The following is an 18464-nucleotide window of genomic DNA, read 5'->3' as shown; positions in this document are numbered from 1 at the left end:
ATTTATAATGTGTCAGATGTTGTTCACATTTTAAGGTTTGGTTGTAAAGGCAATTATACTCCTTTTCATATATTTTCCAGTAATTTTTTTAATACAATTTGAGCGGAAAACACCCTATTTTTAGCTTGCTGGACCACCAAAGATTGTTTCCCGTCCAGTACGGCATCTTCCACGATCATATTTCTCCTTACTGGCAGGCAGTGCATAAATTTGGCATGCCCCAATTTCTTTTCTGTAATGGTCCAATCGGTGTCCTTGCTCAGTACTTTTCCATAATCGGAGTAGCTGCTCCAGTTTTTCACATATACAAAATCGGCTCCTTCCAATGCCTTGTTTTGGTCGTATTCAATTTGGCAACCTTGGGTCAACCTTGGATTTAATTCATATCCCTTCGGATGGGTGATCACAAAATCGGCGTCCTGCATCCGCATCATTTCTACAAAAGAGTTCGCAACCGCATGCGGCAAGGCTTTGGGGTGAGGCGCCCAAGAAAGCACTACTTTGGGTCTTTTCTTGATTTCATTTTCCTTTAAGGTGATGGCGTCCGCCAAAGCTTGAAGTGGGTGCCCCACCGAACTTTCCATATTAACTACAGGAATTGTGGCATAATTGGCAAAACCGGTGATTACTTCTTCGGATTCGTCCTTTTCTTTGTCCACCAATCCTGCGAATGCCCTAATGGCCACAATATCGGCATATTCGGATACCACTTGGGCGGCCTCTTTAATATGCTCCGATGTTCCTTGATCCATAATGGTGCCGTCACCATATTCCAACGCCCAGCCTTCGTTGCCAAAGTTCATGATCATTACATCCAAACCTAATTGCATGGCCGCTTTTTGTGTACTTAAACGGGTTCTAAGGCTATTGTTGAAAAATAGCAGGCAAATGGTTTTTCGTTTGCCCAGACCCTCAAACTGATAGGGGTCTTTTTTTAGGGCGATAGCTTCATCAACCCAATCGGGTAGTGATTCTATATCGCTAACGGTTAAATAATGCTTCATTATACTACTTTTTTTAGCCCATCAAAGAACAGGTCTATATCTTTTTTTGTGATGTTCAATGCGGGTAAAAATCGTAACAGCTTCTTGTTTTTGGCACTTCCAGTGAACATGTGCTGTTCCACGATCATTCTTTTTCGCAGCGGAGCAACTTCAAAATCAAACTCCAGTCCGATCATAAGTCCTCTCCCTTTTATATTTTTGATTTCTGTTATTTCCGATGCCTTTTCCCGAAAATACGCCCCTAGTTCGGCTGCGTTTGTAATCAAGTTTTCTTTTTCCAACACTTCCAGAACGGCCAAACTTGCGGTACAGGCCAGGTGGTTTCCACCAAAGGTGGTGCCCAAAAGCCCGTAAGAAGGCTTAAATGAGTTGTGAATCAATATGCCGCCCACGGGAAAACCGTTCCCCATACCTTTGGCTATGGAAATAATGTCGGGTTGCACACTTCGACTCCGCTCAGTGTCCAAATGGTGTTGAAAGGCAAAGAACTTTCCACTTCGGCCGTAGCCCGATTGTACCTCGTCCGCAATCAGGACAATCTGGTGTTCCTTGCACTTTTTTGCAATGAATTGGAAGAATTCCGTAGTTGGTTCATCGAGTCCCCCCACACCTTGAATTGCTTCAATGATTACTGCGCAATATTCATTGGATTGAATTGTTTTTTCAAAAGCATCAAAATCGTTCAGTGCCAAGAAAGTCACCTCTTGTTGTTTGTTAATGGGAGCATTGATACTTGGATTGTCCGTAGCGGCCACTGCTGCAGAGGTTCTTCCGTGAAAACTGTTGGTAAAGGCGATTACTTTGGATTTTCCAGTGTGAAACGAGGCCATTTTTAGCGCGTTTTCGTTGGCTTCTGCCCCAGAGTTGCACATAAAAAGATCATAGTCCTCGCAACCGGATAAACGGCCCAACTTTTCTGCAAGCTCCTTTTGTAATGGATTTTGAACAGAATTACTGTAAAACGCAATGTTGTCCAATTGCTCTTTTATCCGTTTTACATAGTGTGGATGTGTGTGTCCAATGGAAATTACGGCATGACCTCCATAAAAATCCAGATATTTTTCCCCTTTATCGTCCCAGACTTCAATGCCTTTGGCCTTGGTTGGAGTAACATCGTATAACGGATATACGTCAAATAATTTCATTTTTATCCTTTTCTTATTTCACTGATTTTCTCAAAAGATGTAACAATTCCCCTGATCAAGGAAGAACTTAATCCTTGATGCTCCATTTCGTTCAGACCTTCGATGGTACATCCTTTGGGTGTGGTTACTTTATCTATCTCTTCTTCCGGATGACTGCCCGACTCTATTAAAAGGTTGGCCGCCCCATTACAGGTATGCATGGCCAATTCTTGGGCTTCTTTTGCATCAAATCCCAATTGTATGGCACCTTGGGTGGTGGCACGGATCAATCGCATCCAAAAGGCAACCCCACTTGCACATATAACAGTTGCCGCCTGCATTTGCCCTTCTGGAATTTCCAGGGTATGTCCCATTCGGTTAAAAATGGCCCTTGCCAGATCCACCCTTTTTTTGCCCAATTCGTTGCTGCAGATACACGTCATGGATTTGCCTACCGAAATTGCTGTATTCGGCATACTACGGATGATGAATTTATCCGAACCGATAATCTCTTCAATTTTGGAAATACTGAATCCTGTAATGGTACTGATTACCACATGTTTTTCGGATAGAAGATCTTTGGTTTCCTCTAAAATGGATGTGAATTGCCCGGGTTGTACCGCAAAAACCAAGATATCGGAATTTTTTACGGCTTCCTTGTTGTTGGCTGTGACCGTTACATTGCCGTATTTTTCGAACTCCTGAATGGAATCGGTGTTCCTTTTGGTCAGGTACATGGTCGTTGCGCCATTGCTGTGCAAAATCCCCTTTGCGATGGCCAGCCCTAAGTTACCTGCTCCTATAATAGCTATTTTCATAATTTTCTTTCTTTATCATTTCCGTGTAGGCGGAAATCTAGTTTTACATAATCCCTTCGACTACGCTCAGCCTTTTTGTTTTAAAATACTCCTGCTTTTAACAATAGGCCTTCGGATTCTGGAAATCCGAACATCAAGTTCATGTTCTGTACCGCTTGTCCGGATGCTCCTTTCAATAAATTATCGATAGCGGACGTAACCAATAAAAGCCCATCGTGCTGGTGCAAATGAATATGGCACTGATTGGTGTTTACTACTTGTTTCAGGTGTAGTTCCCCATCCGAAAGATGGGTGAAAACAGCGTCTTTATAAAAATCGTGGTAAAGGTTTTTTGCTTCTTCCAAACTGCCGTTATAGTTGGTGTATGCAGTGGCCAGGATTCCTCGTGTAAAATTGCCCCGATTGGGCAAGAACATTAATTTACCTACAGATTTCCCGTAAGAATTGAGGCTTTCCCCAATTTCTCCCAAATGTTGGTGGGTAAACGGTTTGTACCAGGATACGTTATTGTTCCTCCAGCTAAAATGTGATGTTGGGGATAGTCCAACTCCAGCTCCTGTGCTTCCTGTAACTGCGTTGATATGTACATCTGCACCGAGCAAACCTGCTTTTGCCAATGGTAACAATGCCAATTGGATAGCTGTTGCAAAACAACCTGGATTGGCGATGGCCTCCGCAGCTTTTATGGCAGACTTGTTCAATTCGGGAAGACCATAAACAAATCTTTGGCCATTAAAGTTAGAATCGGCCTGTAACCGGAAATCGTTGCTGAGGTCAATAATTTTTGAAGCAGAGGAAAATTTGTTTTCGTTCAAAAATGTGGTGGAATTTCCATGCCCCAAACAGAGGAAGACTACATCTATATTTGAATTTATTTCTCCAGAAAAATTCAATTCTGTTTGCCCCAACAAATCTTGATGGGCGGAGGTTATTGGTTTTCCTGCTCGGGTAGTGCTGTACACAAAATCGATTTCGGTCCGTGGATGATTGAGCAAGAGCCTTATTAGCTCACCTCCCGTATATCCTGAGCCACCTATAATTCCAGCTTTTATCATGATTCTTGGTTTACGTGGTTGGCAATTTTTCCAGAGTTAGATAGGATCTTAATGAATCCTTTGGCCTCGTCGGCGGTCCATCCTTTGTTCATTTCACCATAACTTCCAAAGGAAGCATTCATTAAATCGTGTTTGGATGTGATTCCGTTCAACTCGAATCGGTAGGGGTGCAAGGTCACAAAAACGTCACCGGAAACGTGTTTTTGGGTGTCCGTTAAAAATGCTTCGATGTTCCGCATCACCTCGTCAAGATAATTGCCCTCGTGCAGCAACATTCCGTAAAAATTGCCCATTTGCTCTTTTTGGTATTGCTGCCATTTGCTCAGGGTGTGTTTTTCCAGCAAATGGTGGGCTTTTATAATGATCAAGGGTGCTGCCGCTTCGAAACCGACCCGCCCTTTGATTCCGATTATGGTATCGCCAACGTGAATATCCCTGCCAATGGCATATTTTGATGCTATTGCGGATAGCTTCTCGATATTGGCCACGGGTGTGTCCGGCTCACCATCCAAAGCTACTAACTCACCATTTTTAAAAGTAAGTTTTAGTTCTTTTGGCAGTTCTTTCTCCAAGGGGCTTGGGTAGGCGCTTTCGGGCAGGGATAGATGTGAGGTCAAAGTTTCATCACCTCCTACTGATGTTCCCCATAGTCCTTTGTTCACCGAATACTTGGCCTTTTCCCAAGAATAATCTATCCCGTTCTGTTGCAGATATTCGATTTCTTCCTCTCTGGCGAGTTTTTTGTCCCTTATCGGGGTAATAATATTGATTTCCGGGGCCAAGATTTGAAAAATCATATCAAACCTTACTTGGTCGTTACCGGCCCCTGTGCTTCCGTGTGCGATATATTTAGCACCGATTTTTTTGGCGTGGTTCACAATCTCGATAGCCTGAACGATTCGTTCCGCACTTACGGAAAGGGGATAGGTGTTGTTTCGGAGAACATTTCCGAAGATTAGATGTTTGACCACTTTGTTATAAAAAGTGCTTATGGCATCGATGGAAGTGTAAGATGTGGCACCCAAAGCAAGTGCTTTTTCTTCAATGTCCTCGATTTCAGCTTTGCTGAATCCTCCAGTGTTTACGCTTACTGCATGTACTTCGAAGCCCTCTTCTTTGGAAAGGTATTTGGCACAGTAGGAGGTGTCCAACCCGCCGCTATAAGCTATAACTAATTTTTCCATTTTGATTCTTTATGTGTTGTTTTCCAGTCGAGTACGATCGAATGGAAATGCATTCGATCATGTTCGAACAGATTTCTATTTTTATTTATTTTTCTTTTTGAGAAAAAGTGATTCTTTAATGCTTTTCAATCTCTGAAATGCTTTTTTGTTCACTTTTTCCGGTTGTTGATTTTTTGCTTTTGGGTCGTGAAGCATCCCGGTGCAAAGGCACATTTTTCTATCGGTTCGGGTAAGGATATCAAAATTCTTGCAGGTTTGACAGCCTTTCCAGAATTCCGGGTCGTCCGTTAGTTCCGAAAATGTAACTGGCTTATAACCAAGTTCGTAGTTCATTTTCATTACGGCCAGTCCAGTGGTTATGCCAAAAATTTTGGCGTCGGGAAACTTTTTTCGGGAAAGGTCGAAAACGGCTTTTTTAATTTTTTTGGCCAGACCTTGGTTTCTGTAATCTGGATGGACTATTAAACCAGAGTTGGCCACAAAGTCCTTGTTCCCCCAGACTTCGATATAACAGAATCCAGCGAACTTATCTCCATCCAACGCAATAATTGCATTACCGTTTTGGAGACGTTTTATTATGTATTCTGGAGTTCGCATGGCAATACCTGTACCTCTGACCTTTGCGGAATCGGTTATGGTATCACTAATAATCTGCGCGTATTTATAATGTGATTCGTTAGCAACAATAATTTCCATTGCAAGCGATTAATCTGTAAAAAAGTGAAAAAAATGTATTTGGAGTTTTGCGGAAATGGACTCACCTATTTCCAATAGATATGTTGCACCCTTACGGGCGACGACGGCGGGGGGTAAATGGACTGATGGGAGCTGTGATGCTCAAAGTAGATAGTATGTACTGTTGTCCTTTCATTCTGGGGCTAATGTACAAATTAATTCGAATTGTACTAAAGTTGTGATTACTTTTTGAGGAAATATAACTTTTTTGGCCTGCTTCCTATTAATTCATAAATAAAATAGCCTATTACCACGATGTATTCAATGGCCAATAACCATAGGTTCTCTTTAAAATCGGGATGTGAATAGGCATAATAACTTAAAATTATGGTGCAGGACCATACCAGTGGGAACCTGTAATCCGTAAAAATTGCAAACCCCAAAAGGAATATCACGTACCAAGGATGAACAGTGCTGGATAGGAAATAATATAGGGCCAAGGCAATGACCATTGTGCTGAGGACCTGGTCTAAACTTTGGTTTTTTCGAAGAAAGGCAAGAAGCAGGACTATTATTAACACAGCTATTTTTAGATAAGAACCATAAGTGTCGATGAGTTCCCATGGTTTGGCCTCAAAATAGGTTACTGCTATCTTTTTAACCACATTGTAAACACTGGCGTTGAACTCGAAATTGGAAAACCAAAGTCCGACGGTCTCTGTATAATTATCAACAAATACAGATGAGTAGAAGGGAAGAAGGAGCATAATACAGCCAGCTATGACCAGAATGTAAAAAATAGCACTCTTTTTGAGCCCTAGGTATTTTACCAATATGGGCAGGAAGATCAAGGGGACCAATTTTACCATTATGGAAATGGCATAAACAGGACTGGCCCACAGCCATTTGTTTTTTGATAAGAGATAAATGGCCCAAATAAAAAAGAAGAGCATGACCCCTTCAAAATGGAGATTTCCTGTAAGCTCAATTATCACCAATGGATTTAAAAAGTACCAAAATGCCAAGTGGTTGGCCCTATTGAGGTTTTGAAGAAGTTTTCGTCCAAAAAATAGCATTCCTAAGTCCGCAAGGATTATAATCAACCGTAAAACGATCATGGATCCCACTACACTTCCGCCTCCCAATACAACTGATAGTGCAAAAAGGATTTGGTTGATCGGTGGATAATTACTGTAATGTCGAGCGTTGAGGTCCGTCATGCCGGCATAAAGTTTGTTCATACCGGTAAACACAATCTCGCCCTGTTCCATAATTTGGTCAGGGGTGTACAAATAGGGGTTGATACCGTTTTTTATGAGTTCACCGTCCCAAATAAAACGATAAAAATCTTGCGATAGATTAGGTTCGGCGAATAGAAAAACCAATCGAAATAAGATTCCTATGCCCAATAGAAACTTATAGTTCCACTTTTCGAATTGGAGTATTTTGGAGGTAAGATAGAAGAGTGCCCCAAAAAGCATTAAGAGCTTTGTAAAATCGGTTCTGACGAGATTATATGCAAAGCTCCAATAAAACAATGTGCAAGCGACGGCAAAAAGAATGGGATATCTATGCAGTCGCCAGTAAGATTGCATGGTTTTGGTTTATGCTTTGGACGTTATGGATTTAAAGAAAACAAATCCAAAACCTAAAAACAACATTAGGTGGAATGGGAACAATCCATAATCGTTCAAAGGAATGGCACTGTACATTCCAAATAGGAAATAGATCATTAAAGCGAATTCCAAGATCATGTTCGGCGATAGCTTGTTGGTCAAATATTTATTGCCTTTCCAGCTATCGGAAAGGTTATTGATATTGAACTTAGGGGTTCTTACAAATTCACTACGCTTGCCTAAATGCCCTTCCAAAACGGCCACGGTATTGTGCAAAGAAAAGCCCAGCGCTACCGAGAAGAAGGTGAAAAAGAGTTTTATATAATCCACAAAATTGTCGAAACTGCTCCCTTGTATACTTTTATAGGTAAACCAATAGCAAACAAACAGGATTATGGTGCTGAGGATAAAAAAGCTGGTAACCTCGAACACCCATCCCAAATGGCCGTATGTGTTTTTTATGTAGAGCATGGGAATGCTCAATAAAGCCACAATGAAAACGCAAAGGAACATTGAGCTGTTCAATAAGTGCATTACACCATGAAACTTGGTTTTAAACGGTATATTTTTGGAGGTAACAACGCTCCAAACCGTTTTTCTAAAGTTTTCTGCACCTCCTTTGTTCCAACGAAATTGTTGGGAACGGGCGGCACTGATCACCACAGGAAGTTCTGCAGGGGTTTCTACGTCTTCCAAATATTTGAATTTCCAGTTTTTTAATTGGGCACGGTAGCTCAAATCCAAGTCTTCGGTAAGGGTGTCGCCTTCCCAGTTACCTGCATCCAGAATACATTGTTTTCTCCAAATACCAGCGGTACCATTAAAATTGATAAAATGTCCTTTGGAGTTTCTGCCAACTTGTTCCAGGGTAAAATGGGCATCCAACGCAAAGGCCTGGATGCGGGTTAGGGTAGAATAATCCCTGTTGATGTGTCCCCAACGGGTCTGAACCACACCGATTTCTTGATCTTTAAAATAAGGTACGGTCTTTTTTAACCAGTCTGTTTCGGGTAGAAAATCCGCATCAAAAATGGCTATAAAATCGCCCTTGGCGATTTCCAGGCCTTCTTTAAGGGCGCCGGCTTTAAAACCTTTTCTGTTTTCCCTGCGGATATGTTGAATATCCAGTCCGGTTTCTTGGAGTTCTTGAACCCTGCGAGCGGTTTCTATCACGGAATCGTCGGTGGAGTCGTCCAGTACTTGGATTTCCAACTTGCTTTTGGGATATTCTATTTTGGCAATATTGTCCAGTAAACGCTCCATTACGTATTCCTCATTGTAGATGGGGAGTTGAATGGTAACGAATGGTATTTCTTTTGGATCTAACAGATTAAACTTGGGAGCTTCCTCGTTTCGTCTTTTGTAGCCAAGGTAGTTTATCAGAAGATTCAATTGGGCAAGGCTGTAGAAAAAAATCAAAATCAAGGCGATACTATAAATAGCAATTATGATGTAAGCAATAGTAAGTCCCATTATTTTAAACTGTATTTAAAGATCCAACCCAATATTTTTATGCCCGCAAATATAGTACCTTTTATGGTACCTGAAACTTTTGAGATGCCAATTCTTCGTTTGTAACGCACTGGTACTTCGATATATGACATTTTTTTTCTCAGAATTTTCAATTGCATTTCCACAGTCCACCCATAAGTTGTGTCCTGCATGTTCAATTCTTTGAGCTTTTCGTATTTAATTGCCCTAAATGGTCCTAAATCCGTAAATTTTGATTTAAAAAACAAACGCATTAAAAATGTGGCCAGATTGTTTCCAAACACCTGTTGAGGAGTCATGGAACCTGTTTCACGGAGCGACTTTTTTCTTGCTCCGACCACAAAATCAATATCATTTTCCAAAATAGGGGCCACTATCTTATCCAATTCTTCTGGATAATCCGAATAGTCTCCGTCGATAAATACGATAATGTCGGGTGTTTTGGATTGTTCGGAGATATATTTAAGCCCTTTTAAACAGGCAAAGCCATAGCCCTTGCGGTTTTCCATGACCACGGTTGCCCCCGATTTTTTTGCATTTGCCACGGTATCGTCTCCGGAACCATTGTCCACAACGATTATTTCCGAGACATGATCGGGGATTTCCGAAACCACCAGACCAATGGAATCTCCTTCGTTGATTGCAGGAATAATGACTTTTATGTCTGCCATTGGTTCAGCTTAATTGTAGTTTGTGTTTAGGTGGCAAAACTAAAATTTTCCTAGGAATGCTTATTTTATTTTTCAAAAAGAGAAAATAACTACCTCTTGTTCACTAGGGACATTAAATCTACATCGTTGCCCAATAAAACCTGATTGCTGTCAATTCTTCCTTCCAAAGGCCCATTCTCCAATTTTAGGACGCCTCTTGGGCAAACGGCGGAACAAATGCCACATCCCACACAGCTGGAGCGAACTATGTTCTCTCCTTTTTGCGCATAGGCTCTTACATCGATCCCCATTTCGCAGTAGGTGGAACAGTTACCACAAGAAATACATTGCCCTCCATTGGTTGTTATTCTAAATCGAGAAAAAAGTCGTTGCTGAAAGCCCAGTATGGCCGCCATGGGGCAACCAAACCTACACCAGACCCTGCTCCCAAAAATGGGATAGAAGCCTGTGCCGATAACTCCAGAAAAAACACTGCCTATTAAAAAGGAATAAGATTTACGAAGTGTGCCGGACTTGAATAGGAATACTTCTCCTTCACCACTAAAAAAGTGAAACCCGATCAAAGCTATTATAATTACAAAGTAACCAATGGCTCCGTAAAGGGCATCTTTTTGAAGCTGTTCTCGTTTAAAGATCATGACCCAGCCAAATACCAAGGTCAGCAAACCACCTACACTTAAAAGGAATGTGCTTTTGGTCAACCAATACTTACTGGTGTCGGTTCCCAAATAGGAATAGATTACCGCAGTGGTCATTAAAGTTACAAAAACCACTACGCTGTGCACTACCCAGCGTTCCACTTTCCAAGCAAATGTGGATTTATCACTCAATTGCCTAAACGAATCGCCGGCAGTTTCCGCAAGACCGCCACAACCACAGACCCAGGAGCAGTACCATCTTTTACCATATTTATAGGTAAGGATAGGGGTAATCACAAAAATGGAAAGGATACCAAATATCAATAAAGCAAAACCAATTTCACCTGAACTTAAAAAGGCTTTGATACGGTAACTTTCAAAGTTGTAATAGTTGAGCGGCCAAACGTTCTTTAGGTCATAATAAGGAAGGCTTCCGCCGTTCAAGATTTTGTGACCGTTCAAACGGGCCATTAATTCTGGGATGATGAAGGCAAAAGCGGTTTGAAAGAACATTACACTAATGGTACGCAGCTTTTCGTAACGGTTGTGACGGTATTTCCAGAGAAATTTTATGCCAAAAGCCAATATGGCCACCGTATATAATGTGCCGTAAACAAACCATTGACTGGCCGGATTTCCGCTCAAAAGCCTGCTCAAAGGGTCAAAAAGTGCAATTATGCCTTTATTTGCACCATCGCTGACAAGGCCAAGGTATTCGGGGTAAAAATATAATACGATATAAAATCCGGTAAGTGCAATTCCGGCCACCCAACCCCATAATCCGCGACTGGATATGGATTTGAACCAGACCCCATCGTTTTTTATACCAGGAAGTTTGTTGCTGTAGGCATCCCAAGAGAACCAAATAATACCGATCGCAATAGCTGATAGCGATATGGAAAGCCATAACCCCTTGTTCGGGAAGTTGATGTTGAACATGGCAAGTAAAAAAATGCCAAGGCCGGAAAGGCCCAACAATGTTGCCAGTTTTTGAATTGTACTTAGGCTTTTTGGGGGTTCCCCGGTCAGGGCCATGCTTTTGTCAAAAGTGCTCATAATATTCGGTTAGGCGATCTGGAAGATGCGTTTTAGGTTTTTCTTTTTCAGTCTGATGGATTTTTGAAAGTCGCTATTGTACTGGGATACAACTTCGTTTTCAAAACGTTTGTAGAACTCTGGATCAAAATTAGCGTCAACCAGATGCTCCATTACAAAATCGATATCCCTTTTTTCGTTCAGCCAACGGTCGAATATCTCGTGGCGCATGCGAATGCCAAAGGTGTTGATGCCCAAAAAGGCATTGGAATCTTTATTGAACGCAATCGTTAAGCAAATTTTTTCTTTGGGGTGCCGCCAATGAAAATGGGTTTCGGAATCTTTTTTTCTTCGTTCCGAAAAAACCCAACCATAGGTTTGGTACTCAATGTCCAAAAACTTGGCCGAATTGAACCAATGTCCCGGTTTGTACTCGGTGGGATTCCCGCAAATCGTTTGGGCAAGGGTCTCGCCCATCATCCGGCCGGTGTACCAAACAGCCTCAATAGGGCGACGGTTTCCAATGGCCTCATGCTGTTCGGCACAATCGCCAATGGCATAAACATCTTTAGTATTGGTTTCCAATAAACGGTTTACTTTTACGCCCCGTCCCAACTCAATATCTGAATCTTTCAGAAAATCAATATTAGGTGTGACCCCAGCGGTCAAACCAACAAGAGTGCAATCTATTATCTCGCCGGTCTCCTCGATCACCACGGACTTTACTTTTCCGTTTTCATCTGGAATTATTTCTTTTAAGGAAGTGCCCAAACGTAGGTCTATGTGGTGTTCCCGAATGTGTTCATTGATCATTTCCGATTCGCCACTTGGCAGTACCCCGTTCCAAAAGCTGGTTTCGCGTACCAAAAAGGTAACAGGGATGTTTCGGGTACGCAGCATTTCTGCCAATTCAATACCGATCAATCCACCACCTACGATCACGGCACGTTTACACACTTTGTTGTTCGGGGCGTTTTCTTCCAATAACTCCAAGTCTTGTTTGGAGTAGAGCCCTTGTACCCCATCCAAATCCTGACCTGGCCAGCCAAATTTATTGGGCTTGGAGCCGGTTGCTATAATTAGTTTATCGTATTTGAGGTCGGCAGCGCCTTTAATTTTTAGAAGTTTGTTCTGGGTGTCCACCTTATCCACAAAGCCTTCGATCAAATCAATTCCGTTCTTTTTCCAAAAATGGTTTTCATAAGGTTGGGTATGTTCAAACTTCATATGCCCCATGTACACGTACATTAGGGCAGTGCGTGAAAAAAAGTATTTGGATTCGGCGGAAACAATGGTAATTTTTTTATCGGACAACTTTCGAATATGTCGGGCAGCCGTAACACCGGCAATACCATTTCCAATAATAACAATGTGTTCCATAGGTTTAGTTTGATTGTTTAATACGTCGACTTTATAGGGCGAACTTAACAAGCGAAAGTAATTTAATAAGATTTTGGGAGTCTCACGATGTTTTAAAATTAGTAATTTAGTAGGTCTACAATCATTATGAAGAAGATCATTTTTATTTGTGTCACGGTGTTGGTGTCTTGCAGCAGCGCCAAATTCCATAAGGTCAACGGTGTTAGTTTTGTGTCTTCTGGTGAGGAAGCTTCGCAACAGCATATCGATCCGGTACTTAATGTCCAGGCCAATTATGCGGCCATTATGCCATTTGGTTTTACGAGTGATATAAATTCACCGGATTTGGTTTTTGATTCCGACAGGCAATGGTTCGGAGAGCGCAGGGAAGGGGTTGAGCAGTATATCCAAAAAATGCACCAAAATGGTGTCAGGATTATGGTAAAACCTCAAATTTGGATCAGCAGGGGAGCCTTTACGGGTAACTTGAAAATGTTGACAGAAGCGGATTGGAAACAATTCGAAGAGGCTTACGAAGCATTTATTCTGCTATATGCAACTTTAGCGGAGGAAACTCAAAGCGATATATTCTGTATAGGTACCGAGCTTAAGGTTTTTGTAAACGAACGCCCCGAATTTTGGAGCGAACTCATCACAAAGGTCAGACATGTGTATCATGGCGAAATTACTTATGCAGCCAATTGGGACGAGTATGCAAAAACACCATTTTGGTCCCGATTGGATTATATTGGGGTAAACGCCTACTTTCCCCTTTGCGAAGAGGAAAATCCATCCGTAGAAACACTTTCAAAAGGATGGCAACCATGGAAAGCAAAATTAAAAGAGGTTTCCAAAAACAAAAAAAGCCCCATTCTTTTTACGGAATTTGGGTATAGGAGCATGGATTTTACAGGGAAAAAACCATGGTTGGTGGATCGTAACCAAACCGATGTCAATCTTGAGGCACAGGCAAGGGCCACCCAGGTATTGTTCGATGAGTTTTGGTCCGAGAGCTGGTTTGCTGGAGGTTTTGTCTGGAAATGGTTTATGCAACATAATGAGGTAGGTGGACATGAGGATAATAGGTTTACCCCACAAAATAAACCTGCCGAATCCGTTATTCGAAAGCAATATTCCCAAGAAAGAAAAACAAGGCTTTGACGGTTTTGGTGTATCTACTGAAATTTTTTCCCGGTCAAAACATAATCAGAACAGTTTTTTTACCATCTTTGTAGGGCATCCCACCCAAAAACATACTAAAAATGAATTTTAGATTATCCCTTCTATTTTGGGTTTGGGCCTGTACATTTATTTTTTCCCAAGAAAACCAATATACCATTGCGATTGCAGAACAAGGAGACGGTATTTTTTCTTTGCTTCGTAAACAGGGGCTGGACCCGGTAAAGCATTATGGCGAGTTTTTAGCGTTAAATTCAGATAAAATAAAAGAAGGCAGTGCGCTAAAACTGGGTAAGGAATATAAAATACCCAATGCTAGCGATTCCTTTAAAAAAACAGGTATAATCGTAGCACCCAAAAACGAAGAAGAGGCGCCAATTTTTGATAAGGAACTTGCCCAAATGTCGTTAAAGAGCGAAAAATTAAAAGATGCTGTATATTACCTAATTGCGGAAAACAGGAGTGAAGGAGATAGTTTTTTAAGCGATATTTCTCAACAATTGGCGGCCGAACTTATGACGCATGGTGCCAAAGTATACATTATGGAAGAAGATTTGCCGAAGACCAAATCGGCGAACGAAAATCCAATGGGGAACTACGTAAATGTGATCAACAAACGCTATCTACAGCACAAGGGTAAATATCAGCGGGTACTGGTTATCCGGAGCGAGAATATTTCAGGTAGCAGTGCCATGGATGTCGCTGTTTACCACTATAACAAAAGTTCGCAGGGGCAACGCTTTGCACAGAGTATTCAAAAAGTGTTTAAACAAAAGAATATTTCCAATAAAACAGTAGATGAGGCCAGTCTTATTTTTGAAGACCAACACAGTCTGTATTTAGCAAAAAACATACTCCCGGCCATAAGTCTGCTTACCTTGGAAAAGACTTCTCCACAATCTGATAGCAAAATATCGCTCAAACCGAACAAAAAGGAATTTGCCAATTTGATCAGCCATGGCATTATGAACGATTATGCCGATGTGGAATTTGAGAATTGACGGGGACGATCATTACTCTAGGGAAATCAGTTAAGTAAAAACGGTATTTCTTTTATAAATAGAGCTAATGGGCAGGTTTGCTAGGCCTTTCACCAGAGTAAAATTGCTTAAAGGTCCTTAATGAGCTCTTTAAATAGTTTGATCATTTTGGGTTCGGTTTCACCAGCTATCTTCAAAATTTCTTGAACCTTTACGGGTTGTAGGTTGTCCGGGTCGCATTCGTCGGTCAATACCGAGACCGCCACAATAGGTAACCGTAGTTGATTGGCTATTATAACTTCTGGAACGGTACTCATGCCCACCGCATCGGCACCCATTATTTTCAACATGCGGTATTCTGCCTTGGTTTCCAATTGTGGACCAACGACCGAGGCATAGACGCCCTTTTTTAGGGAAATATGTTCTTTAGTGGCTATTTGCTCTATCTTTTGTCGCATTTGCAGGTCGTAGGGCTCGCTCATATCCACAAAACGATCTCCAAACTCACCCACATTCTTAAATGCCAATGGGGAGCCGCCTTGTAGGTTGATATGGTCTTCGATTAGCATAATGTCGCCTTTTTTAAATTCTAGGTTAATAGCCCCTGCGGCATTGGAAACGAACAGTTTTTTTATGCCCAGTTGGTGCATTACCCGTATCGGATAGGTAATATCCAAAAAATCGTAGCCTTCGTATAAATGAAAACGCCCTTGCATTACCACGGCGGATTTACCCTCAATGGTTCCGTAGATCAACTTACCGGTATGGAATTCTACAGTGGCCAACGGGAAATGGGGTATATGGTTGTAATGGGCCTCTATCGGGTTTTCGATGCTGTCAATGAGTTGACCAAGCCCTGTTCCGAGTACAATGCCTATTTCAGGATTTTCAAAGCCTCTTTTGTTTAAATAATCTACCGATTCGTCGATTTGATTTTGTGTCATGGCTCAATGTGTTTTAAAAATGGCTCAAAGGCCTCAATATCTTTAATGTCTTCGTAATGATCAACATCGTTTCTCTCGTCCAAAAAATAAACGGTTTTGGATCTTAAATCTTTTAGGGTATCGGACAAAACGGTATCGGTTCCCCATGCTTTGTTCTCGAACAATGCTGCTTGCAGGGATTTCATCCCCAAAAGATAATATCCACCATCTTCGGCAGGTCCCACTACGTAATCGTTGGATTGGAGTTGGAGAAACGCTTTTTCCAGATCGGATTGGTCCAAATGGAACATATCGCTACCAATAACAATAATATTCTCGAATCCTGCCCTAAAACCTTCGGCAAACGCATGTGACATGCGTTCGCCCAAATCTTCCCCGACCTGCAATTTTTTTTTATAGCCAAGGTTGCTCCAAATATCGTCTTCCCAAATATTTTCAGAATACAAGACCCATTTCTCTACTTGTAGATCTTGGGTAATGGAAACCGTATGGCGTAAAAGAAACTTATAAATATCCAGAGCAGCCGTATCTCCCACTTTTGCTGCCAAACGGGTTTTACATTTGCCAAGTTCCGGATTTCGTGTTAGGATAAGAAGTAGATTCTTGCTCAACGTATTTATATTTAGTTGTTGTTGCAAATCGATGCTTAAAGATAGGTAGATTTTTAGGTTCGTTCCTTTCAAGAAAGATGAATTTTTTCCCAGAAAGGATATGGTCGGGTATGGATTTTTGAAGGTGCCAACATTCTTGTGAAGAACAAGGCAAAAAGTGCAGCTTCATCATCTTTATAAAATATTTTGAGCAAAGTAGCACTGCCTGATGAACATCAGTTTTTTTATAAAGTTTCAAGCTCATCTTTGTAGTAAAAAGTAGGTATGGGCCTTACGGTAGATCAACTTCAAAAAATACTAGTACAAATTGACCAGGTCATAGAGCTGATTCAGGAAAAAGACCTTGAGTGCTACGAATTGGTGGAAATGGTGTCCCGAACGTACAAGGAGAGTGTAAAAAATCTAATGCACTATGCGGCTTTTCGAAGTTTTGATGCAAGAAAAATGCAAAAAGGGCTCAAGCAATTGGGACTGACACGTTTGGCCAATTCCGAAGGAAATATATTGGGAAGCCTGCTCAAACTAAAACTTATTGTTCATAGTTTGATGGGTATGCCACCAGATTTGGCAGAGGATAGAATCTTGGGCATTGGGGCCGGGGCAAAGCTGTTAAAAAAACATACCAACAAATTGTTCGGAAAATCCAAAAGATCGCGAAGAGTTCGCATAATGGTCACCCAACCGACCGAGGCGGCAGAGAATTATGGATTGGTTTTGGAAATGGTTAAAAACGGAATGGATTGTGCTCGAATAAATTGTGCCCACGATTCCCCGGAGGTATGGTCGGCCATTATAAGGAATGTTAGAAAGGCGGCGCTGGAGTGCAACACCATGGTAAAGGTCGCCATGGATTTGTCCGGCGCCAAAGTAAGAACAGGAAAAATTGATTTGGGTTACCATAAAAAGAAGAAAAAGAAGAGAAAAGAATTTTTGCGACTTAACAAAGGCGATGTGCTCGTGGTTACCGGCCGATCGGATGTTGCCGTAGAGGCAACGTTGGACCATGAGGGAAAGGTGGTAGTGCCAGCAGAGGTAAGTTGCGTGCCTCCTCAAATAATTCAAAGGATGGAAACCGGAGCGCCCATTCTGTTCGACGATGGTAAGATTGAAGGCAAGGTCGTATCGGTGGGGGCAGATTCTTTTCGGGTTGAGATAACTAGAGCAGGAGAGGGAGGCTCTAAATTAAAAGGAGAAAAAGGAATTAATTTTCCGACTTTGGATCTGGGTATATCCGGATTGACCGAAAAGGATAGGCAGGATCTCAAATTTGTGGTCGAAAACGCGGACATTGTCAATTATTCCTATGTTAACAATGCAGAAGACGTTAATGAGCTTTATGTTGAATTGGAAAGATTGGGCGCAGGTGTAAATTTGGGGGTTATTTTAAAAATAGAGACCAAATTGTCGTACCAAAACCTTATCAATATTTTAATTATGGCAATGCAGCGAAAACGGATAGGGATAATGATAGCTCGAGGAGATCTTGCTCTTGAGGTGGGGTGGAAGAGCATGGGGATGGTACAAGAAGGGATACTTTCCTTTTCAAGTGCCGCCCATGTCCCGGTAGTTTGGGCCACCCAAGTTTTGGAGGGATTGGCAAAAAAGGGGATGCCATCCAGGTCGGAGATTACGGATATTACATCTTCTGTACAGGCCGAATGTGTTATGTTGAACAAAGGCCCCCATATTGGCGAGGCCATTTCTTTTTTGAACGAAGTACTGATCAATGTGGAGAACTCTCACAATAAAAGGGAAATAATGCTCCCTAAAATGGAATGGAAATAAAAAGGCCCCTAAAAAGGAGCCTGATCAGACACATTACTAACTGAGGATATTTTGGTCGGTGTTTAGTATAGCTTAATTAAAGTAGAGATAAATACTACTTAATAGGGAGTAGACGGACAGTGCAATTACAGCATACCAGAACAAGTATCCTAACTTTGCTTCTATAGTGTTCATTTTTTGGGTGTTTTTGATTTAGTTGAGTTAAAACTACAGACCTAAATTATCTAAAACACCAATAATTCCAATGCATATTTTTATTGGTTGCGGCAAATGCAACATAAGTGGTCGTAAAAGC

General features: G+C 41.5%; 16 protein-coding genes. 3 read left to right on the top strand and 13 right to left on the bottom strand.

The window, feature by feature from the left end:
- Positions 1 to 65 precede the first annotated feature (65 nt).
- The 11 genes from MJO53_RS05060 to MJO53_RS05010 form a co-directional block, all read right to left on the bottom strand.
- Positions 66 to 1004: an acetylornithine carbamoyltransferase gene (locus MJO53_RS05060; RefSeq protein WP_224836319.1), complete on the bottom strand. Its 939-nt coding sequence runs from the start codon at positions 1002 to 1004 to the stop codon at positions 66 to 68.
- Complete coding sequence (locus tag MJO53_RS05055; RefSeq protein WP_252080709.1) at positions 1004 to 2149, bottom strand: aspartate aminotransferase family protein; 1146 nt, start codon at positions 2147 to 2149, stop codon at positions 1004 to 1006. Before MJO53_RS05055 ends, MJO53_RS05060 begins: the two co-directional genes overlap by 1 nt.
- A gap of 2 nt (positions 2150 to 2151) precedes the next feature.
- On the bottom strand, positions 2152 to 2946 hold the full coding sequence (gene proC / locus MJO53_RS05050) for a pyrroline-5-carboxylate reductase (protein ID WP_224836321.1): 795 nt from the start codon (positions 2944 to 2946) through the stop codon (positions 2152 to 2154).
- Between the two features lie 80 nt (positions 2947 to 3026).
- Positions 3027 to 4001, bottom strand: coding sequence for an N-acetyl-gamma-glutamyl-phosphate reductase (argC, locus tag MJO53_RS05045; RefSeq protein WP_252080708.1), 975 nt, complete (start codon positions 3999 to 4001; stop codon positions 3027 to 3029).
- A complete protein-coding gene (locus MJO53_RS05040) occupies positions 3998 to 5185 on the bottom strand; it encodes an argininosuccinate synthase (protein WP_224836323.1) in 1188 nt (395 codons plus the stop codon). The genes argC and MJO53_RS05040 overlap by 4 nt, the downstream gene beginning before the upstream one ends.
- 81 nt (positions 5186 to 5266) lie before the next feature.
- Positions 5267 to 5881: a GNAT family N-acetyltransferase gene (locus MJO53_RS05035; RefSeq protein WP_224836324.1), complete on the bottom strand. Its 615-nt coding sequence runs from the start codon at positions 5879 to 5881 to the stop codon at positions 5267 to 5269.
- Positions 5882 to 6102: 221 nt separating this feature from the next.
- Positions 6103 to 7455 (bottom strand): mannosyltransferase, encoded by a 1353-nt coding sequence (locus MJO53_RS05030; protein ID WP_252080707.1) that lies wholly within the window; start codon positions 7453 to 7455, stop codon positions 6103 to 6105.
- A gap of 9 nt (positions 7456 to 7464) precedes the next feature.
- The gene (locus MJO53_RS05025; RefSeq protein WP_252080706.1) at positions 7465 to 8949 is read right to left on the bottom strand and encodes a cellulose synthase family protein; all 1485 of its coding nucleotides are present in this window, start codon (positions 8947 to 8949) and stop codon (positions 7465 to 7467) included.
- A complete protein-coding gene (locus tag MJO53_RS05020) occupies positions 8949 to 9638 on the bottom strand; it encodes a glycosyltransferase family 2 protein (protein WP_224836327.1) in 690 nt (229 codons plus the stop codon). Before MJO53_RS05020 ends, MJO53_RS05025 begins: the two co-directional genes overlap by 1 nt.
- 89 nt (positions 9639 to 9727) lie before the next feature.
- Positions 9728 to 11332, bottom strand: coding sequence for a 4Fe-4S binding protein (locus tag MJO53_RS05015; protein ID WP_252080705.1), 1605 nt, complete (start codon positions 11330 to 11332; stop codon positions 9728 to 9730).
- A 9-nt stretch (positions 11333 to 11341) separates the two neighbouring features.
- Positions 11342 to 12691, bottom strand: a complete 1350-nt coding sequence (locus MJO53_RS05010; protein ID WP_252080704.1) for an NAD(P)/FAD-dependent oxidoreductase — start codon at positions 12689 to 12691, stop codon at positions 11342 to 11344.
- Positions 12692 to 12817: 126 nt separating this feature from the next.
- Between MJO53_RS05010 and MJO53_RS05005 the strand changes: the two genes are divergently transcribed.
- Together MJO53_RS05005 and MJO53_RS05000 are read left to right on the top strand one after the other, a co-directional pair.
- Positions 12818 to 13831, top strand: coding sequence for a glycoside hydrolase family 113 (locus MJO53_RS05005; RefSeq protein ID WP_252080703.1), 1014 nt, complete (start codon positions 12818 to 12820; stop codon positions 13829 to 13831).
- 101 nt (positions 13832 to 13932) lie between these two features.
- Complete coding sequence (locus MJO53_RS05000) at positions 13933 to 14850, top strand: hypothetical protein (protein ID WP_252080702.1); 918 nt, start codon at positions 13933 to 13935, stop codon at positions 14848 to 14850.
- A gap of 107 nt (positions 14851 to 14957) precedes the next feature.
- Here the strand turns inward: MJO53_RS05000 and MJO53_RS04995 are convergent, their stop codons facing one another.
- The gene (locus MJO53_RS04995; protein WP_252080701.1) at positions 14958 to 15773 is read right to left on the bottom strand and encodes a purine-nucleoside phosphorylase; all 816 of its coding nucleotides are present in this window, start codon (positions 15771 to 15773) and stop codon (positions 14958 to 14960) included.
- Complete coding sequence (locus MJO53_RS04990) at positions 15770 to 16384, bottom strand: TIGR04282 family arsenosugar biosynthesis glycosyltransferase (protein ID WP_252081220.1); 615 nt, start codon at positions 16382 to 16384, stop codon at positions 15770 to 15772. Before MJO53_RS04990 ends, MJO53_RS04995 begins: the two co-directional genes overlap by 4 nt.
- A 264-nt stretch (positions 16385 to 16648) precedes the next feature.
- On the opposite strand from MJO53_RS04990, the gene MJO53_RS04985 reads away from it, so the two are divergent.
- Positions 16649 to 18169, top strand: coding sequence for a pyruvate kinase (locus MJO53_RS04985; protein ID WP_252080700.1), 1521 nt, complete (start codon positions 16649 to 16651; stop codon positions 18167 to 18169).
- Positions 18170 to 18464: the final 295 nt, after the last annotated feature.

It is taken from the genome of Flagellimonas marinaquae, assembly GCF_023716465.1.
Taxonomy (GTDB): Bacteria; Bacteroidota; Bacteroidia; order Flavobacteriales; family Flavobacteriaceae; genus Flagellimonas; species Flagellimonas alginolytica.
This window is presented reverse-complemented; position numbering and strand designations above follow the sequence as displayed.

Excerpts from the sequence above, each read along its gene's own strand:
- MJO53_RS05010 (WP_252080704.1), bottom strand. The coding sequence starts at position 12,691 with ATGGAACACATTGTTATTATTGGAAATGGTATTGCCGGTGTTACGGCT.
- MJO53_RS05000 (WP_252080702.1), top strand. The coding sequence starts at position 13,933 with ATGAATTTTAGATTATCCCTTCTATTTTGGGTTTGGGCCTGTACATTT.
- MJO53_RS05055 (WP_252080709.1), bottom strand. The coding sequence starts at position 2,149 with ATGAAATTATTTGACGTATATCCGTTATACGATGTTACTCCAACCAAG.
- MJO53_RS05015 (WP_252080705.1), bottom strand. The coding sequence starts at position 11,332 with ATGAGCACTTTTGACAAAAGCATGGCCCTGACCGGGGAACCCCCAAAA.
- MJO53_RS05030 (WP_252080707.1), bottom strand. The coding sequence starts at position 7,455 with ATGCAATCTTACTGGCGACTGCATAGATATCCCATTCTTTTTGCCGTC.
- MJO53_RS05005 (WP_252080703.1), top strand. The coding sequence starts at position 12,818 with ATGAAGAAGATCATTTTTATTTGTGTCACGGTGTTGGTGTCTTGCAGC.
- MJO53_RS05020 (WP_224836327.1), bottom strand. The coding sequence starts at position 9,638 with ATGGCAGACATAAAAGTCATTATTCCTGCAATCAACGAAGGAGATTCC.
- MJO53_RS04985 (WP_252080700.1), top strand. The coding sequence starts at position 16,649 with ATGGGCCTTACGGTAGATCAACTTCAAAAAATACTAGTACAAATTGAC.
- argC (WP_252080708.1), bottom strand. The coding sequence starts at position 4,001 with ATGATAAAAGCTGGAATTATAGGTGGCTCAGGATATACGGGAGGTGAG.
- MJO53_RS05040 (WP_224836323.1), bottom strand. The coding sequence starts at position 5,185 with ATGGAAAAATTAGTTATAGCTTATAGCGGCGGGTTGGACACCTCCTAC.
- MJO53_RS05035 (WP_224836324.1), bottom strand. The coding sequence starts at position 5,881 with ATGGAAATTATTGTTGCTAACGAATCACATTATAAATACGCGCAGATT.
- MJO53_RS05025 (WP_252080706.1), bottom strand. The coding sequence starts at position 8,949 with ATGGGACTTACTATTGCTTACATCATAATTGCTATTTATAGTATCGCC.
- proC (WP_224836321.1), bottom strand. The coding sequence starts at position 2,946 with ATGAAAATAGCTATTATAGGAGCAGGTAACTTAGGGCTGGCCATCGCA.
- MJO53_RS05060 (WP_224836319.1), bottom strand. The coding sequence starts at position 1,004 with ATGAAGCATTATTTAACCGTTAGCGATATAGAATCACTACCCGATTGG.
- MJO53_RS04995 (WP_252080701.1), bottom strand. The coding sequence starts at position 15,773 with ATGACACAAAATCAAATCGACGAATCGGTAGATTATTTAAACAAAAGA.